Source organism: Paraburkholderia sp. PAMB 6770 (genome assembly GCF_057748135.1).
Map to the genome: position 1 here is coordinate 485,428 of NZ_CM173239.1, position 16,528 is coordinate 501,955.

Annotated in this window: 13 protein-coding genes; 4 read left to right on the forward strand and 9 right to left on the reverse strand. The window is 66.4% G+C overall.

What is annotated here, in order from left to right:
• The first annotated feature begins 1 nt into the window (after position 1).
• Together AC3AP7_RS19760 and AC3AP7_RS19765 are read left to right on the forward strand one after the other, a co-directional pair.
• Positions 2-1,591: a Re/Si-specific NAD(P)(+) transhydrogenase subunit alpha gene (locus AC3AP7_RS19760; RefSeq protein WP_487364258.1), complete on the forward strand. Its 1,590-nt coding sequence runs from the start codon at positions 2-4 to the stop codon at positions 1,589-1,591.
• A gap of 12 nt (positions 1,592-1,603) precedes the next feature.
• A complete protein-coding gene (locus AC3AP7_RS19765; RefSeq protein ID WP_487364259.1) occupies positions 1,604-2,995 on the forward strand; it encodes an NAD(P)(+) transhydrogenase (Re/Si-specific) subunit beta in 1,392 nt (463 codons plus the stop codon).
• Between the two features lie 162 nt (positions 2,996-3,157).
• On the opposite strand, the gene AC3AP7_RS19770 is transcribed toward AC3AP7_RS19765, so the two are convergent.
• Both AC3AP7_RS19770 and oxlT read right to left on the reverse strand, forming a co-directional pair.
• Complete coding sequence (locus AC3AP7_RS19770; protein ID WP_487364260.1) at positions 3,158-4,069, reverse strand: AraC family transcriptional regulator; 912 nt, start codon at positions 4,067-4,069, stop codon at positions 3,158-3,160.
• 329 nt (positions 4,070-4,398) lie between these two features.
• On the reverse strand, positions 4,399-5,712 hold the full coding sequence (gene oxlT, locus AC3AP7_RS19775; protein WP_487364261.1) for an oxalate/formate MFS antiporter: 1,314 nt from the start codon (positions 5,710-5,712) through the stop codon (positions 4,399-4,401).
• A 1,312-nt stretch (positions 5,713-7,024) separates the two neighbouring features.
• Here oxlT and AC3AP7_RS19780 point away from each other — a divergent pair.
• Entirely contained in the window at positions 7,025-7,756 is a 732-nt protein-coding gene (locus AC3AP7_RS19780) for a GntR family transcriptional regulator (RefSeq protein ID WP_487364262.1), read from the forward strand.
• A gap of 158 nt (positions 7,757-7,914) precedes the next feature.
• On the opposite strand, the gene sucD is transcribed toward AC3AP7_RS19780, so the two are convergent.
• Positions 7,915-8,793: a succinate--CoA ligase subunit alpha gene (sucD, locus tag AC3AP7_RS19785; protein WP_487364263.1), complete on the reverse strand. Its 879-nt coding sequence runs from the start codon at positions 8,791-8,793 to the stop codon at positions 7,915-7,917.
• 1 nt (position 8,794) lies between these two features.
• Complete coding sequence (gene sucC, locus AC3AP7_RS19790) at positions 8,795-9,991, reverse strand: ADP-forming succinate--CoA ligase subunit beta (protein ID WP_487364264.1); 1,197 nt, start codon at positions 9,989-9,991, stop codon at positions 8,795-8,797.
• Positions 9,992-10,661: 670 nt separating this feature from the next.
• Here sucC and AC3AP7_RS19795 point away from each other — a divergent pair.
• A complete protein-coding gene (locus tag AC3AP7_RS19795; RefSeq protein WP_487364265.1) occupies positions 10,662-11,723 on the forward strand; it encodes a LysR family transcriptional regulator in 1,062 nt (353 codons plus the stop codon).
• Positions 11,724-11,935: 212 nt separating this feature from the next.
• Here AC3AP7_RS19795 and AC3AP7_RS19800 read toward each other — a convergent pair whose 3' ends face one another.
• From AC3AP7_RS19800 to AC3AP7_RS19820, 5 genes are all read right to left on the reverse strand, one after another.
• The gene (locus tag AC3AP7_RS19800; RefSeq protein ID WP_487364266.1) at positions 11,936-12,622 is read right to left on the reverse strand and encodes a DUF1120 domain-containing protein; all 687 of its coding nucleotides are present in this window, start codon (positions 12,620-12,622) and stop codon (positions 11,936-11,938) included.
• 138 nt (positions 12,623-12,760) lie between these two features.
• Complete coding sequence (locus tag AC3AP7_RS19805) at positions 12,761-13,432, reverse strand: DUF1120 domain-containing protein (protein ID WP_487364267.1); 672 nt, start codon at positions 13,430-13,432, stop codon at positions 12,761-12,763.
• A 698-nt stretch (positions 13,433-14,130) separates the two neighbouring features.
• Positions 14,131-14,802 (reverse strand): DUF1120 domain-containing protein, encoded by a 672-nt coding sequence (locus AC3AP7_RS19810; RefSeq protein WP_487364268.1) that lies wholly within the window; start codon positions 14,800-14,802, stop codon positions 14,131-14,133.
• Positions 14,803-14,940: 138 nt separating this feature from the next.
• A complete protein-coding gene (locus AC3AP7_RS19815) occupies positions 14,941-15,615 on the reverse strand; it encodes a DUF1120 domain-containing protein (RefSeq protein ID WP_487364269.1) in 675 nt (224 codons plus the stop codon).
• A gap of 138 nt (positions 15,616-15,753) precedes the next feature.
• A complete protein-coding gene (locus AC3AP7_RS19820) occupies positions 15,754-16,425 on the reverse strand; it encodes a DUF1120 domain-containing protein (protein WP_487364270.1) in 672 nt (223 codons plus the stop codon).
• Positions 16,426-16,528 lie beyond the last annotated feature (103 nt).

Consider the following 16,528-nt stretch of genomic DNA (forward strand, 5'->3'; position numbering starts at 1 on the left):
CATGGCGATGACCCTTGCAGTGCCGCGCGAAATTCATCCGGGCGAGCGACGCGTCGCGGCGACGCCCGATACGGTCCGGCAGATCGTGAAGCTCGGCTATGCGGTCGACGTGGAAGCGGGCGCCGGCGCGGGCGCCGCGTTCGACGACAACGCGTATCGCGAGGCCGGTGCGCGCATCGTCAGCGATCCGCGCACGCTGCTCGGCGCGGCGGATGTCGTCGCGAAGGTGCGTCCGCCGGCGTTCAACGCGGCGCTCGGCGTGGACGAGGCGACGCTGATGAAACCGGGTGCGACGCTGATCAGCTTCGTCTGGCCCGCGCAGAACCGGGCGTTGCTCGACGCGCTCACGGCGCGCGGCGTCAACACGCTCGCGATGGATTGCGTGCCGCGCACGTCGCGCGCCCAGAAGCTCGACGCGCTCAGCTCGATGGCCAACATGGCGGGCTATCGCGCGGTGATCGAGGCCGCTCATCATTTCGGCCGTCCGTTCACCGGCCAGATCACCGCGGCAGGCAAGATCGCGCCGGCGAAGGTGATGATCATCGGCGCCGGTGTCGCGGGGCTCGCGGCGATCGGCGTCGCGCGCAGCCTCGGTGCGATCGTGCGCGCGTTCGATACGCGTCCGGCCGTCGGGCAGCAGGTCGAAAGCCTCGGCGCCGAATTCCTGAAGCTCGACGTCGAAGAGGACGGCGGCGGCACCGGCGGCTACGCGAAGGAGATGAGCCCGCAGTACATCGAGGCCGAGATGGCGCTCTTCGCGGCGCAGGCGCGCGAGGTGGACATCATCGTCACGACCGCGCTGATTCCGGGCAAGCCCGCGCCGAAGCTGATCACCGCGGCGATGGTCGAGTCGATGCGCCCGGGCAGCGTGATCGTCGACATGGCGGCCGAGCAGGGCGGCAACTGCGAACTGACGTGTCCGGGCGAGGCCGTTCAGGCGAGCGGCGTGACGATCATCGGCTACACCGACCTGCCGAGCCGGATGGCGACCCAGTCGAGCCAGCTTTACGGCACCAACATCCGCCATCTGCTGACCGACCTGACGCCCGCCGCGGACGGCGAACTGAAGATCGACATGGAGGACGACGTGATGCGCGGCGCAACCGTCGTGTACGACGGCGCGATCACGTGGCCGCCGCCTGCGCCGAAGCATCCGCTCGCGCCCGCGCAGCCGGCGCCGAAGGCCGCGCCGGCGGCACAGGCTGCGCACGGCGCGGGCGCGGGCACGGGCGAGGAGGTCGTGCGAGCGTCCGGCACGAGCCGGCTCGTGTTGCTCGCGCTCGCCGCGCTGGCGCTGTGCGCACTCGGCGCCGTCGCGCCGCCGGCGTTCGAAACGCACCTGACGGTGTTCGTGCTCGCCGTATTCGTCGGCTATCAGGTGATCTGGGACGTGACGCCCGCGCTGCATACGCCGCTCATGAGCGTGACGAACGCGATCAGCGGGATCATCCTGATCGGCGCATTGCTGCAGCTCGGCTCGCCGCATCTGCTCGTCGTGGTGCTGGGCGCGATCGCGCTGTTCGTCGCGACGATCAACGTCGCCGGGGGCTTCCTCGTGACGAAGCGCATGTTGAAAATGTTCCAGGGTTGATAGGAAACCTAAATGTCTAACGGAATCGGAAACATTGCCTATCTCGGCTCGAGCATCCTCTTCATCCTGAGTCTGCGCGGACTCAGTCATCCGCTGACGGCGCGCCGCGGCAACCTGTACGGGATGATCGGCATGCTCGCCGCCGTCGCGGCGACGCTCTTTCTCACGCGCGGTGCGGGGCTTGCCGTCGCGCTCGTCGCCGCGCTGGCAGGCGCGGCGATCGGCACGCAACTCGCGCGGCGCGTCGAGATGACGCAGATGCCGCAGCTCGTCGCGATCCTGCACAGCTTTGTCGGCGCGGCGGCCGCGCTGATCGGCATCAACAGCTACCTTGCGGGCGGTCCGTCGGCGGACGCGGCCGGCTGGGCGATCCACGGGTGCGAGATCTATCTCGGCGTCTTCATCGGCGCAGTGACGTTTGCGGGTTCGATCATCGCGTTCCTGAAGCTGCAGGGGACGGTGAGTGGCAAGGCGCTCGTGCTGCGCGGCCGGCATGCGTTCAACATCGCCGTGGTGGCCGTCTGCCTGCTGCTCGGCTACGAGTTCCTCATGGCGCCGACGCTGGACGGCGGGATGACGGCGCTGCTCGCGATGACGGTTCTCGCCGCGGTGCTCGGCGTGCATCTCGTGATGGCGATCGGCGGCGCGGACATGCCGGTCGTCGTGTCGATGCTCAACAGCTACTCGGGGTGGGCCGCCGCCGCGACGGGCTTCGTGCTCGACAACGATCTGCTGATCACGACCGGCGCGCTGGTCGGTTCGAGCGGCGCGATCCTCAGCTACATCATGTGCCGGGCGATGAACCGCAGCTTCGTCTCGGTGATTCTGGGCGGCTTCGGCACCGCGACGAGCAGCGCACAGGCGGCGCCCGCCGGCGACGTGGTGCCCACGACGATCGACGAGGTCGGCGCGCTGCTCAAGGACGCGGAGGAAGTCGTGATCGTGCCGGGCTACGGGATGGCGGTAGCGCAGGCGCAGGCGACGATCAGCGAGATCACGCGCACGCTGCGCGACAGGGGCGTGAAGGTGCGCTTCGGAATCCACCCGGTGGCGGGCCGTCTGCCTGGGCACATGAACGTGCTGCTCGCCGAGGCGAAGGTGCCGTATGACATCGTGCTCGAAATGGACGAAATCAACGACGACTTCGAGCAGACCGACGTCGTGCTCGTGATCGGCGCGAACGACATCGTCAATCCGGGGGCGCTCGAAGATCCGGGCAGCCCGATTGCCGGCATGCCGGTGCTCGAAGTCTGGAAGGCGCGGACCGTGATCGTGTCCAAGCGGTCGATGGCCTCGGGCTACGCGGGCGTCGACAATCCGCTCTTCTACAAGGAGAACACGCGGATGCTGTTCGGCGACGCGAAGGCGAGCGTCGACGGACTGCTGCGCAGTCTCGCCGCCTGAGCGAGGGTGACGGGGGCCGGCCCGCGCGGGTTGGCCTGCGGCCTGACTTGTCTGTGACGGCGCAGAGCTTCAAAAGCCCCGGCACACGCAATCGTGCGTGTGCCGGGGCTTTTTTTCTTGCGCGCGGTCTGTGAAGGGCGGCGGCGTGCCTCGCGCGAGGCGTTATGCCTCGCGCTGCGCGGCGGCCCGGGGCCGCTCGATGCGGGACGCGCGTGCGCGCCGCTGACTGGTCGCATCGTCGTCGAAAGCGGCCGAGCGCGACATGAACGCGCGCGGGCTTTCGCCGAACGCGCGGCCGAACATCGCGGTGAACGCGCTCTGGCTGTTATAGCCGAGTTCGCGCGCGACCTGGGCGAGCGAGCGCTTCTGATTGAGCAGCGGGATCGCACGGGCGAGCCCTGCCTGCCGGCGCCATTGCGAAAAGCTCATGCCGAGTTCGGCGCGAAACAGCCGGGACACCGTGCGCGCGCTGATGCCGCTCTGCGCTGCCCACTCGCCGAGCGAACCCGCGTTGGCCGGCGCGCCGAGCAGCGCCTCGCACAGCGCGCGCAGACGCGGGTCGCGCGGCAGCGGCACGGCGAGCGGCAACGGCGCGGCGCGGGCGAGTTCGTCGAGCGTGAGTTCGCCCAGCAGCCGCTCGCGGGCCGGCGTGCAGGACACGCCGTCGCTGGCTGCGATCGCCTCGCGCATCAGGCCGGACACTTCGACGACGCGGCAACGCGCAAGCGCGTGCGGCACGATCGACGCATCGATGTGCAGCACGCGCAGGCACGCGCCTTCGATCGCGACGATCTCGTGCGCCAGATGCGCGGGAATCCAGACCGCGCGCGACGGCGGCACGATCCACGAACAGCCGCCGGCGCTCATGCGCAGCACGCCGCGCGTCGCATACGCGAGCTGCGCCCACGGGTGCTGCTGCCACGCGATCCGCTCGCCGGTCACGATCGAGCGTGCGCACGCACGAACGGGCCGCTCCGGCGTCGGAACATGCGCGTATGGGATATCGGTGTAAGCCAGGGAAGAAGGCGGCGGGGAGAGCGGCCCCCCGATCGGCAACGTCGAAATGTCATGCATGTGATGCGCTCCTGCTGCGCTGAACCACGCCGGTAGGGGCGGTGCTCGCGGCGGGACGGCGCGGCGCGCATGCTGTGTCGCGCGTCACGTGGCGCGGGACGTCCGGGCAGCGGCGCGCAGCGCGTGCTGCCCACCGGGGACGCGGCAAGCGTCCGGCACGGCACGGCAAGCGCGCCGCGGAGAACCTGAATGTGCCGGCCTGCGCGTCGACGCGGACCGGCATGTCGGTACGACAGTACGAAGGTGCGACGGAGGCGCGGGCAGGGTCGCCCGCACCGCGCGTCATCGCACGAACCGTGCGTGGCGCCGGGTGCGGGCGAGGCCTGCGCCTAGCGAGCCTCCTGAAGCCCGTTGCCGGCCGCGTCGGCGGCTTCCTCCATCTCGCGCGCGTCCGCAAACCAGCGCGTACGCATCGGCGAGAGGATCAGCTTGGCGCCGACGCCCGCCACGATCGAGACGATCGCCGCGAGCATCAGCACGCGGTCCCACGATCCGCCTGCCGCGACCACCGATGCGAGCGGCACGAGCAGCGAAGCCGTGCCTTTGGCGGTGTAGAGCGTGCCGGCGTTGGCCGCCGCATACTTGCTGCCGAACGTGTCCGCGCAGGTTGCCGGGAAGATCGAGAAAATCTCGCCCCAGAACAGGAAGATCAGCGGTGCGAAGACGAGGAACGCATAGGGGTTGTGTCCGAACGCCTTCATGCCGAGCAGCGCCAGCCCTTCGCCGACGAACACGAGCAGCATCGTGTTTTCACGGCCGATCTTGTCCGACAGGAAGCCGCAGATCGGCCGGGTCAGACCGTTGAGCAGATTGTCGACCGACAGCGCGAGCGTGAGCAGCGGCAGCGTGAAGCCGAGCACCGCGACGGGCATCTTCGCGAAGCCGAAGCCCTTTGCGATCGGGCCGAGTTGTGCGGTTGCGATGAGACCGCCCGCGGCAACGAGCACGAACAGCAGATAGATCATCCAGAACACCGGCGTCTTGATCATCTGCCGCGGCGTGTAGTCGATCTTGCTCGTCACGATGCGCGCGATGGCCTTGACGCCCACGGGAGGCTGCGGACGCACGAGCAGGATGCCGAGCACGAAGATCGCGATACCCTGGATCAGGCCGAACGAGAAGAACGTGTGCTGATAGCCGCTCGCGTGGATCATGTGGGCGATCGGAATCACCGTCAGCGCGGAGCCGGCGCCGAAGCCCGCGGCCGTGAGGCCGGCCGCGAGGCCGCGCCGGTCCGGGAACCACTTCAGCGCGTTGCCGACGCAGGTGCCGTACACGCATCCCGCCCCGATCCCCGCCACGACGGCGCCGACGTAGAGCATCGATAGCGATGTCGCGAACGAGTACATGACCCAGCTCAGGCCGACGAACACTGCGCCGCCCATGATGACGGGGCGCGGGCCGAAGCGGTCGACGAGCCAGCCCTCGACCGGGACGAGCCAGGTTTCGACGAGCACGAAGATCGAAAACGCGGTTTGCACTTCCACGCCGCTCCAGTGGTTTTGCGTTTCCATCGGAATGACGAACAGCGTCCACGCATACTGCAGGTTGGCGACGAGCGCCATACAGGCGACGCCGATGACCAGCTGGAGCCAGCGGTTGGGCGGCGTTGACGGGCTGACGGACGAGTCTGCGAATGCCATGACTCTCTCTCCTCAAACAGTTGGCGGATGCAGCGCCGCTAAGGGCACATCCGCCGGGTCTCAAGAAAACTGCGGATCGGGCGGTACCGGCGGTCGGGATGCGACAGGCTCACGGTACGAAATAAGGAGTCCTGTACATGTGAAATAACCACGGTGCCGATGGTCAATCGCGCGGGAACGGAGCGGATACGGGAGGCCGCGACGAGGACGCGGAAATCCGCGAATCCGGTGTCGACGGTCGCGCCGCTGCCGAACGGTACGCGACAGGGTGCGGAATGGGCGGTGACCCGCGGGCTTGCGCGTCGCACCTGCCGGCGCTTGCCGCGCAGGTGCGGGCATGGCGCGCGCGAGTACGCGCCGGCCGCAACGCCGGATATCTGAAGTGCCTCACGTCTTCTCCTTGATCTGGAATGCCACTATTTGATTAATAATTAAAAGTACTAAATATCGTCCTCGTCTTTGCCAGTGAAAACCGGATGTCGCGCCTGGATCGGTTGCTGAGACGCCTGGATTGGAAAGACGGCGAGCCGGGGGCGGGAAGCGGAACGCCGCACGCTTTGCTATAGCTTCAATTTGAAGGTGTCACTGAATTAAGGATAGTTGAATAATTTTATATTTACGGTAAATGAAAGATTATGGATGTAGCCGGGCAGTAATGATCGAGGTCGTGTGGACACAGCTGAAAACGGGGGGCCGTGGCGTGCGCTCCGGGCCCGGTGCCGGCGGCCGCTGTCGATTGCCGCGTAAAGGCCCGTGACACGGGACACGCGATCCGCCCGGTTCGCAAAACCGCTCAATTGGGCGCGCGCGGATTTCCATCGGGCGTTGTGAAAATGTAATAATCTGGCGCGGCTTTTCCGGCGGACCGATGACGAACAACGATGGCGGGTTACGGGAAATTACTGAGACTTTGTCGCGAGGCGAATCGGGGTTGCGCGAGCGCGCTGATTGCGCAGACCACCGGCCTGGACGGATCGTCGATGCCTGAATCGAATCGGATGCCATTCCGCCATGCCTCTTCGATATCCCCGAAATATCCCCAAATGGCGCGATTACGCGGGCCGATGCGCCGGTTGTCTTTCGCCGGCGCCCACCGACGAATTCCGCGAACTCATCAAACCTGCCCGATTGGGTCAAATCATGATATACTACATACGCAATATTGGTTTTATGGCGATGCAGCATGGCATTGAGTGATATATTTTCTTAATTCCCATTGCGTGCATGGCGTATGTTTTAGGCGCGCTTTTCGTTGCTGTCGCGGCCGCTCCGGATACGGACGTCGCCGTGCCTGTCCGTCAAGAGCCGATGCATGCCGTTGGATCTTCAAACTGAGGCGAAGGAACCGCCCGTGGCCACCCCTCTAACGCTTACGTTGCAACCCATCAATGCGAGCGCCAGTCTGCGCGATCAGGCCTACGCGATGTTGCGTCAGGCGATTGCCGACGCGGACATCTACGAATCGCACGAGGAAATCCGCCTCGACGAACGCGAACTGAGCGAAAAGCTCGGCGTGAGCCGCACTCCGGTGCGCGAGGCGATGACGCTGCTCGAACAGGAAGGCTTCCTGCGCATGGTGCCGCGTCGCGGCATCTACATCGTGCGCAAGAGCAAACGCGAGATCGTCGAGATGATCCAGATGTGGGCCGCGCTCGAAAGCATGGCGGCGCGTCTCGCAACGCAGAACGCGAGCGATGCCGAAATCGCGAAGCTGCGCCATATGTTCGACAACTTTCGCGACAGCACGCCGGCCGAGCATATCGCGGAGTACTCGGATGCGAACATCGCGTTCCATCAGGCGATTGTCGAGCTGTCGAAATCGCAGCTGATTCTCGACACGATCAAGAACATCTTCATCCACGTGCGCGCGATCCGGCGCATGACGATTTCGCAAAGCGACCGCGCGTCGCGCTCGATCGTCGACCATCTGCGCATCATCGAGGCGCTCGAAAAGCGCGACACCGAACTCGCCGAGCGGCTCGTGCGCCAGCATTCGCTCGATCTCGCCGACTACGTCGAGGCGCACTGCGACTTTCTCGACTGAGCGCGGCGGCGCGCGGCACGCTACCTTGTCCGCACCGCGCACCGCACACCGCACACCGCACACCGCACACCGCACACCGCACACCGCACACCGCACACCGCACACCGCGCACCGCGCACCGCGCACCGCGCACCGCACGCCGCACGCCGCACACCGCGCTAGCGCGCGTTGAGCGCCGCGACCATCGTTTCGCCGAGCGCCGCAGGCGACGGCGCGACGTGTACGCCCGCCGCGCGCATTGCCTCGATCTTCGCGCCGGCCGTGCCGGTGCCGCCTGAAATGATCGCGCCCGCGTGACCCATGCGCCTTCCCGGCGGCGCGCTCATGCCCGCGATGAACCCCACCACCGGCTTGCGCGTGTGCGCGTCGCGCAGGAAGTGCGCGGCTTCCTCCTCGGCGCTGCCGCCGATCTCGCCGATCATGATGATCCCTTCGGTGTCGTCATCCGCGAGGAACATTTCGAGGCAGTCGATGAAGTTCGTGCCGTTCACAGGATCGCCGCCGATGCCGATGCAGGTGCTCTGCCCGAGTCCGGCCGCCGACGTCTGCGCGACCGCTTCATAGGTCAGCGTACCCGAGCGCGACACCACGCCGATGCGGCCCGGCCGGTGAATCGCGCCGGGCATGATGCCGATCTTGCATTGACCGGGAGTGATCACGCCCGGGCAGTTCGGCCCGACAAGGCGGGTCGGCGAGCCGGCCAGCGCGCGCTTTACGCGAACCATGTCGAGCACGGGAATGCCCTCCGTGATGCAGACGACGAGCGGCACGCGCGCGTCGATCGCTTCGAGAATCGCGTCGGCTGCGACCGGCGGCGGCACGTAGATCACCGACGCATCCGCACCGGTGCGCTCGACCGCCTCAGCCACGGTGTCGAACACCGGCAGGCCGAGGTGCGTCGTGCCGCCCTTGCCGGGCGTCACGCCGCCCGCCATCCGCGTGCCGTAGGCGAGCGCCTGCTCCGAATGAAACGTGCCCTGCGCGCCGGTGAAGCCCTGGCAGATCACTTTGGTGTTGCTGTTGACGAGAACGGCCATGTCAGTGCGCTCCTTGAGCGGCCTTGACCGCCAGCGCGGCGGCGTCGGCAAGGTGGTCGGCGGACAGCACGGGCAGCCCGGAATCGCGCAGGATCTGCTTGCCGCGCTCGACGTTGGTGCCGGCGAGGCGCACGACGAGCGGCACGCGCAAATCCACCTCGCGGGCCGCCGCGACGACGCCCTCGGCGATCACGTCGCAGCGCATGATGCCGCCGAAGATATTGACGAGAATGGCCGCGAGCGTCGGCGCGCGCATGATCAGCCGGAACGCGGCAGTGACGCGCTCCTTCGTCGCGCCGCCACCGACGTCGAGGAAGTTCGCCGGCTCGCCGCCGTAGAGCTTGATGATGTCGAGCGTGGCCATCGCGAGACCGGCGCCGTTCACCATGCAGCCGATGTTGCCGTCGAGCGTCACGTAGTTCAGTTCGTGCCGCGCGGCTTCGCGCTCCGCCGGATCCTCTTCGGCCTCGTCGCGCAGCGATGCGATCTCCGGGTGGCGGAACAGCGCGTTGTCGTCGAAATTCATCTTCGCGTCGAGCGCAAGCAGGCTGCCGTCTTCCGTGACGACGAGCGGATTGATCTCGACGACCGACGCATCGGTTTCGATAAACGCGCGCCACATCGCGAACAGGAACGCGCTTGCCGCGCGGCTTTGCGTGCCGCTCAGGCCGAGCGCGGAGGCGATCCGCCGCGTGTGGTGCGGCTGCATGCCGGTGGCGGGATCGATCGCGAGCTTGACGATCTTGTGCGGCTCGCGCGCGGCCACTTCCTCGATCTCCATGCCGCCTTCGGTGGATGCGACGATCATCACGCGCGCGGTACCCCGGTCGATCAGCATGCCGAGATAAAGCTCGCGCGCGATCGCGCAGCCCTGTTCGACATAGACCCGTTTTACCTCGCGTCCGGCCGGGCCGGTCTGCTTCGTGACGAGCGTCGCCGCCAGCATCTGGCTGGCGTGGCGGCTTACCTCTTCGGGCGAGCGCACGACGCGCACGCCGCCTTTGCCGTCCGGGTCATGGACGAAGCGGCCCGCGCCGCGCCCGCCCGCGTGGATCTGCGCCTTCACGACCCATGCGGAGCCGCCGAGCGCTTCGGCGGCCGCACCGGCGTCGCCCGCGCTGAACGCCACGCGCCCGTCGGGGACGGGCACGCCGTAGTGGCGCAGCAACGCCTTGGCCTGATATTCGTGGATGTTCACCGTCTCCTCACTCGCTTTTCGTTGGTTTTGTGAAATGTGGTATGTAATATATCACATGACATCGGGCCGCCATGAAGCCGGGTTTTCCCGCAGGCGAGGGGCGAAAGCGATCCGGCTGGACGGAGACGAGGATGGGGACGGGGACGTGTGCGCGAGTGCCGCGCAGCATCGGGAAACCGATGAAGCAGCGACCTTGCCGGTTCAACCGCAGGGGTTCGGCGCGGGGCGCCAACCGACAGACGGCGCACGGAGATACAGAAACGGGGTCGCTGAAAGGCGCGTGGGGCAACGGCAACGGCGTGATGGCCGGTCGATCGCCGGCCCTCATGCGCCGCGCTCATAAAAGAACGTGGATCAATACGATAACAAACTTTGATTATGACTCGCCCCGCAATGACCTTAGCATGGGTCTGCGAGCCCGTTGTGCCCGCAACGGTTTGCGCCCGGCGCCCCGGCGGCTGCCGCACACCCCGGCGCGCAACGCCACAAGGTTGCGCGCGCAACCTGTGTCGGCTGCGCGCATGAGCCGGTGCGGGCGCGGTGCGGCGCCTGTGCGGCACGACACCGGCGCCACGAATACTCTATCGGAGACAACACCTATGGCCAGAATCCATCAGCACACGGGCAATCCGGCATGGATCGCAGGCGGTGCGAACGGAGGCGCCCCGCGATGAACGTGTCGCTACATCAACTGAAGGTGTTCGTGGCCGTGGCGCGCACTCGCAGCTTCACGGGGGCGGCGCGCGAATTCGGCCTCACGCAGTCGGCCGTGAGCCGCTGTATCCGCGAACTCGAGGAGGCGATCGACCTGCGCCTGTTCGATCGCACGACGCGTCAGGTCGCGCTGACTTCCGCGGGCGCGGCGTTCGAGCGCCGCATCGGCCGTCTGCTCGATGAAATCGAACTCGCGCTGACCGAAGGGCGCGCGTTGTTCAACGATCAATCCGGTGTGGTCGTGCTCGGCAGCAATCCCGTGCTGTCCGCCGGCTGGCTGCCCGCGGGACTCGCGCAGTGCGCTACCGCGTTTCCGGCGCTGACCGTGGAAATTCGCGACCTGCCGCAGACCTCGGTGATGTCGGCCGTCGAGCAGGGCGAGGTGGATTTCGCGATCGTGTCCGATGCGCTGCCGTCCGCCAGCAGTGCGCTCGAAACCCGGCTGCTGTTCGCGACGCCGCTGTGCGCGGTGCTGCCCGCGCAGCATCCGCTCGCGCAACGCGACACGCTGGCGTGGTCCGATCTGGACGAGGCGAGGCTGGTGACGCTCAATGCGGATGCCGGCGGTCATGGCGCGATTGCGCGCCTCGTCGCGACGCGCGCGGCGTATGCCGCGCCGGTGCAGACGCTGGGGCACATTGCGGGCGTCGTGCGCATGGTCGAACTGGGGCTGGGCATCGGCCTGTTGCCTGTCGATCCGCGTTGGCCCGCGCTGCCGTCGACGCTCGCGGTGCGCATGCTGCAGCCGGCCGCGGTGCTCTCCACGATGCTGGTCCGACGCAGGAACCGTTCGCTGCGCCCGAATGCGGAAGCGGTGTGGGCGCAACTTGTCGCGTATGCGAGCGACGCATCCGGCGGAGCCGCGCATGGCGACGCAAACGGTGCGGCGCGGCGCAGCTCCGCCGCGTCCGATGCGCAGTCCTGCGCGGACGCACCCGATGGCACCGCGTCTCAGCGCATCGCGCCTATGCGCGCGCGTAGCAGCGAACACGGTGTCGCCGCGATCGGCATGCTCTGAGTTGGCGCCTGGTGTGTGGGGACGCGTCCGATGTGCTTCGTCGAGCGCGGGCGAGGCGGGGGGCGCACCTGTGCGCTCGCGCGGCCTCGCGAACAGGGGGGCCGTGCCCACGCGACACGTGCCCGGCGGGGGTGTCTGCCTTGTGCCGGGTCTCGCGCGAGGAGCGCGCCCGTGAGGCGCATACCAGCGCGGACGAACCGGGACGCGGCGACTTACGGATACATGAGTTCGATCGTGGCGGAGCCGTCGAGCTCGACATGGCCCGACAGGGGCAATTCGTCGGCCTTGTTGAGAGCCCCCCTGATCCTGAGCGTACTCGTCAGGGTCTGAAACGCCATGGGTGTGGAGCCGGTCGTCGCCCAGGAATAGTACTCACCGGGGTTTTTATACAACACGCCTGCAAGTGAAAGTGGATCAACGACCGCCCATTTCGAGCCGCCATCCTTGCTGCGCAACAGCAACGCGGGAGCGCCGTCCATGGTGTGCGTCTCTCGTTGCAGGGTCATGGCGTACCCTCCAATCTTCGCACCATCCGAAGTACCAAGGCCAAAGTTGGTGTCGTCTGTCCAGCCGGGGCTGTGGACCTTTGTGATAATGCCAGGGATCACACTGTCATGCCGGTTGTCGACCGGCTTCACTGCGACGCGGGTCTGATCGGTACAAACAATCGTCAGGACAAGATCTTTATCCTCTAATTTCGTGTATTCGGTTTTGCTGAGCCTCGACGCCGCGATCGTCCCGTAGTCAGCCACCCCGCTGTTACTCAGCGATGGCGAGCAACTCGGCGGCGTCACGGTGCCCGTGACGCGGATGTCAACCGACTGTGCATGGGCGCCGGTGGCGAATGCCGCGGCGCACAGCGCGAGCGCGGGTACGAGCAGTCTGAACGGGCGGGGCATAAATACTCCATGAAGGGTCCGGCAGCAGCCGTTCGGCCAGGCCTGCCGGTCTGCCCCCCGCTTTTGCCCAAAGCGGGGTGCGAAGGCGCGGCCTGTTGCCTGATGCATGACGGCCTGGGCGAGCCGGTAACGTGCGACTTACAGATACACGAGTTCGATCGTGGCGGAGCCGTCGAGATCGACATTGGACGACAGGGGCAGCGCGCTGCCGTGGTTCAGGACCGCTTCGACCTGGAGGGTGCCGGCGAGATTCTGGAACGCATTCGGCGCGCCGCCCTCGGTCTTCGACCAGGAATAGTAAGCGCCCGTGCCGTGGGTCAGGTTGCCGCCGCTGTGGCTTCCCCATGACGAGCCGGTATCCGGGCTGGTCACCGTGTGCACGGGCTCGCCGTCGCCGGTGAAGGAGCCCTGAACCATCCGCATCATGTAGCCGCCGACGTTCGCTTCGCCCGCGGTGCCCAGGCCGTGGTTGTGGGCGTCGGACGCGTTGGGATCGATGACGCTGAGAATGCCCGGGATCATGCTGGAGGCGCGGTTATCCATGATTTTCACGGCCACGTTGGCGGGCTGGTTGCAGGTGATCACAAACTCCAGATCCCGGGGCTCCAGCCGGTTATGGGCGGTCATGTTGAGCTTTTCGGCCGCGATGGTCCCGTAGTCGAACACGCCGCTGCTGCCGATCGTCGGCGTGCAGGCCGGGGGCGTCACGGTGCCGATGACGCGCAGATCGATCGATTGCGCGTGGGCGCCGGTGGCGAAGGCGGAAGCACACAGCAGGGCGGCGAGCAGAAGGGATTTGCGGGTCGACATAAACACTCCAGTAACGATTGGGCGAGGGGTTTGAAGATCATCCTGAAGCGAGCCGTTCCTCGTACCCAGCGCGCTATCGATGACATGAAGTATCGTTCACGCCCCGGGCCCTCACCATCGGACCAGGATGAGAGTCGCCCGATGGTCTCGGCCATGCGCGGCCCACGCACCGCCCACGCACCGCCGGCGTGCCGGGTCGCGGGCGGAGTGGGCGGAGTGGGCGGAGTGGGCGGCGTGGGCGGCGTGGGCGGCGTGGGTGCAATGGTCAGGATCGCCAGGAAACCCGGTCAGAACGAACTCACCCTCGATGTGCCGGCTCCGATCAGGCGTTCTGTTCCGCCAACGCCTGTATCCGGTCTTGCGGGGTGCGTGGCCAAAGGGATCGTCCCGCGTAGTCGGTCCTCTGCCGTTACCTGGCGTGGGCACGCCATCCGGCGGCGTCACGGTGCCCGTGACACGGATGTCGGCCGCGACTGTGCGTGGGTGCCGGCAGCGAACGCAGCGGCGCACGGCGCGAGCGCAGGGAAGCGCAGGAAAGCGCAGTCTGAATCGGGGCGCTCGATCCTTCATGGAGGGTTCGGCAGGGGCGGCCCAGCCGGGCGCACTGATCTGCCAACCTGCTTTTGCCCAAAGCCGGTTGCGAATGCCGGGCCTGTTGCCTGACGCAGGCTGGCCCCGGCGAGCCGGTACGCTGCGATTTACAGATACATGAGTTCGATCGTGACGGAGCCGTCGAGCTCGACATCGCCCGACAGGGGCAATTCGTTTGCCTTGTTGAGAACCGCCCTCACCCTAAGCGTACCCGTCAGGTTTTGAAACGCGGTCGGCGCGCCGCCGGCGGTCGTCGACCAGGAGTAGTACCGCCTTTCCCAGTTGGACATTGCGCCGCTCGAAGTCAGCCATGTCGAGCCGGCGTTCTCGCTGCGCACGTTAGACACAGCGTTGCCGTCCATGGTGTATGTCCCTGTCACCAGGACGATGCCGTACCCTCCGACCTTGACCCCCCCCGACGTGCCAAGACCGAAGTTGTACTCGTCGCTCCAGCCGGTGCCGAGACCGTTGACAATGCCCGGAATCAGGCTTGAAGACCGGTTGTCGATCGCTCGCACTGCGACGTGAGTCCGATCGGTACATAGAATCGACAGGACAAGATTTTTATCCGGTAATTTCGTGTATTCGGTTTTGTTGAGCGTGGCCGCTGCGATCGTCTCGTAGTCAACCACCCCGCCGTTACTCAGCGATGGCACGCAACTCGGCGGCGTCACGGTGCCCGTGACGCGGATGTCAACCGACTGTGCATGGGCGCCGGTGGCGAATGCCGCGGCGCACAGCGCGAGCGCGGGTACGGGCAGTCTGAACGGGCGGGGCATAAATACTCCATGCAGGGTCCAGCAGCAGCCGTTCGGCCAGGCCTGCCTGTCTGCAACCCGCTTTTGCCCGAAGCGGGTTGCGAAGGCGCGGCCTGTTGCCTGATGCATGACGGCCTGGGCGAGCCGGTAACGTGCGACTTACAGATACATGAGTTCGATCGTGGCGGAGCCGTCGAGCTCGACATTGCCCGACAGGGGCAATTCGTCAGCCTTGTTGAGAACCGTCCTGAGCTTAAGCGTACCCGTCAGGCTCTGAAACGCGGTCGGCGCGCTGTCGTCGGTCGTGGACCAGGAGTAGTAGGTATTGTTCAGACTCATCGCGCCTACACCGCCATGATTGCCCCATGACGAGCCGCCATTGGTGCTGCGTACCACAGACGCGGAAGCGCCGTCTGTGGTGTACGTATCTCGTTCCAGGCTGAGACTGTATCCTCCCACCTTTGCACTTCCCGAGGTGCCAAGACCGAAATTGTACGCGTTGCTCCAGCCGGTGCCGAGACCCTCAAGAATGCCGGGTATCATGCTTGAAGACCGGTTGTCGATCGCTCGCACCGCGACGCGGGTCAGATCGGTACAAACAATCGTCAGACGAAGATCTATTTGCGGCAACGTCGTGTACTTGGTTTTGCTGAGCCTCGACGCCGCGATCGTCTTGTGGTCAAACACCCCGCTGTTACTCAGCGATGGCGAGCAACTCGGCGGTGTCACGGTGCCCGTGACGCGGATGTCAACCGACTGTGCATGGGCGCCGGTGGCGAATGCCGCGGCGCACAGCGCGAGCGCGGGTACGAGCAGTCTGAACGGGCGGGGCATAAATACTCCATGAAGGGTCCGGCAGCAGCCGTTCGGCCAGGCCTGCCGGTCTGCCCCCCGCTTTTGCCCAAAGCGGGGTGCGAAGGCGCGGCCTGTTGCCTGATGCATGACGGCCTGGGCGAGCCGGTAACGTGCGACTTACAGATACACGAGTTCGATCGTGGCGGAGCCGTCGAGATCGACATTGGACGACAGGGGCAGCGCGCTGCCGTGGTTCAGGACCGCTTCGACCTGGAGGGTGCCGGCGAGATTCTGGAACGCATTCGGCGCGCCGCCCTCGGTCTTCGACCAGGAATAGTAAGCGCCCGTGCCGTGGGTCAGGTTGCCGCCGCTGTGGCTTCCCCATGACGAGCCGGTATCCGGGCTGGTCACCGTGTGCACGGGCTCGCCGTCGCCGGTGAAGGAGCCCTGAACCATCCGCATCATGTAGCCGCCGACGTTCGCTTCGCCCGCGGTGCCCAGGCCGTGGTTGTGGGCGTCGGACGCGTTGGGATCGATGACGCTGAGAATGCCCGGGATCATGCTGGAGGCGCGGTTATCCATGATTTTCACGGCCACGTTGGCGGGCTGGTTGCAGGTGATCACAAACTCCAGATCCCGGGGCTCCAGCCGGTTATGGGCGGTCATGTTGAGCGTTTCGGCCGCGATGGTCTTGTAGTCGAACACGCCGCTGCCGCCGATCGTCGGCGTGCAGGCCGGGGGCGTCACGGTGCCGATGACGCGCAGATCGATCGATTGCGCGTGGGCGCCGGTGGCGAAGGCGGAAGCACACAGCAGGGCGGCGAGCAGAAGGGATTTGCGGGTCGACATAAACACTCCAGTAACGATTGGGCGAGGGGTTTGAAGATCATCCTGAAGCGAGCCGTTCCTCGTACCCAGCGCGCTATCGATGACATGAAGTATCGTTCACGCT

What these genes read in the sequence shown, in the direction of transcription:
- AC3AP7_RS19760 (WP_487364258.1), top strand. Translation starts at nt 2, where the DNA reads ATGGCGATGACCCTTGCAGTGCCGCGCGAAATTCATCCGGGCGAGCGA.
- AC3AP7_RS19765 (WP_487364259.1), top strand. Translation starts at nt 1,604, where the DNA reads ATGTCTAACGGAATCGGAAACATTGCCTATCTCGGCTCGAGCATCCTC.
- AC3AP7_RS19770 (WP_487364260.1), bottom strand. Translation starts at nt 4,069, where the DNA reads ATGCATGACATTTCGACGTTGCCGATCGGGGGGCCGCTCTCCCCGCCG.
- oxlT (WP_487364261.1), bottom strand. Translation starts at nt 5,712, where the DNA reads ATGGCATTCGCAGACTCGTCCGTCAGCCCGTCAACGCCGCCCAACCGC.
- AC3AP7_RS19780 (WP_487364262.1), top strand. Translation starts at nt 7,025, where the DNA reads ATGCCGTTGGATCTTCAAACTGAGGCGAAGGAACCGCCCGTGGCCACC.
- sucD (WP_487364263.1), bottom strand. Translation starts at nt 8,793, where the DNA reads ATGGCCGTTCTCGTCAACAGCAACACCAAAGTGATCTGCCAGGGCTTC.
- AC3AP7_RS19795 (WP_487364265.1), top strand. Translation starts at nt 10,662, where the DNA reads ATGAACGTGTCGCTACATCAACTGAAGGTGTTCGTGGCCGTGGCGCGC.
- AC3AP7_RS19800 (WP_487364266.1), bottom strand. Translation starts at nt 12,622, where the DNA reads ATGCCCCGCCCGTTCAGACTGCTCGTACCCGCGCTCGCGCTGTGCGCC.
- AC3AP7_RS19805 (WP_487364267.1), bottom strand. Translation starts at nt 13,432, where the DNA reads ATGTCGACCCGCAAATCCCTTCTGCTCGCCGCCCTGCTGTGTGCTTCC.
- AC3AP7_RS19810 (WP_487364268.1), bottom strand. Translation starts at nt 14,802, where the DNA reads ATGCCCCGCCCGTTCAGACTGCCCGTACCCGCGCTCGCGCTGTGCGCC.
- AC3AP7_RS19815 (WP_487364269.1), bottom strand. Translation starts at nt 15,615, where the DNA reads ATGCCCCGCCCGTTCAGACTGCTCGTACCCGCGCTCGCGCTGTGCGCC.
- AC3AP7_RS19820 (WP_487364270.1), bottom strand. Translation starts at nt 16,425, where the DNA reads ATGTCGACCCGCAAATCCCTTCTGCTCGCCGCCCTGCTGTGTGCTTCC.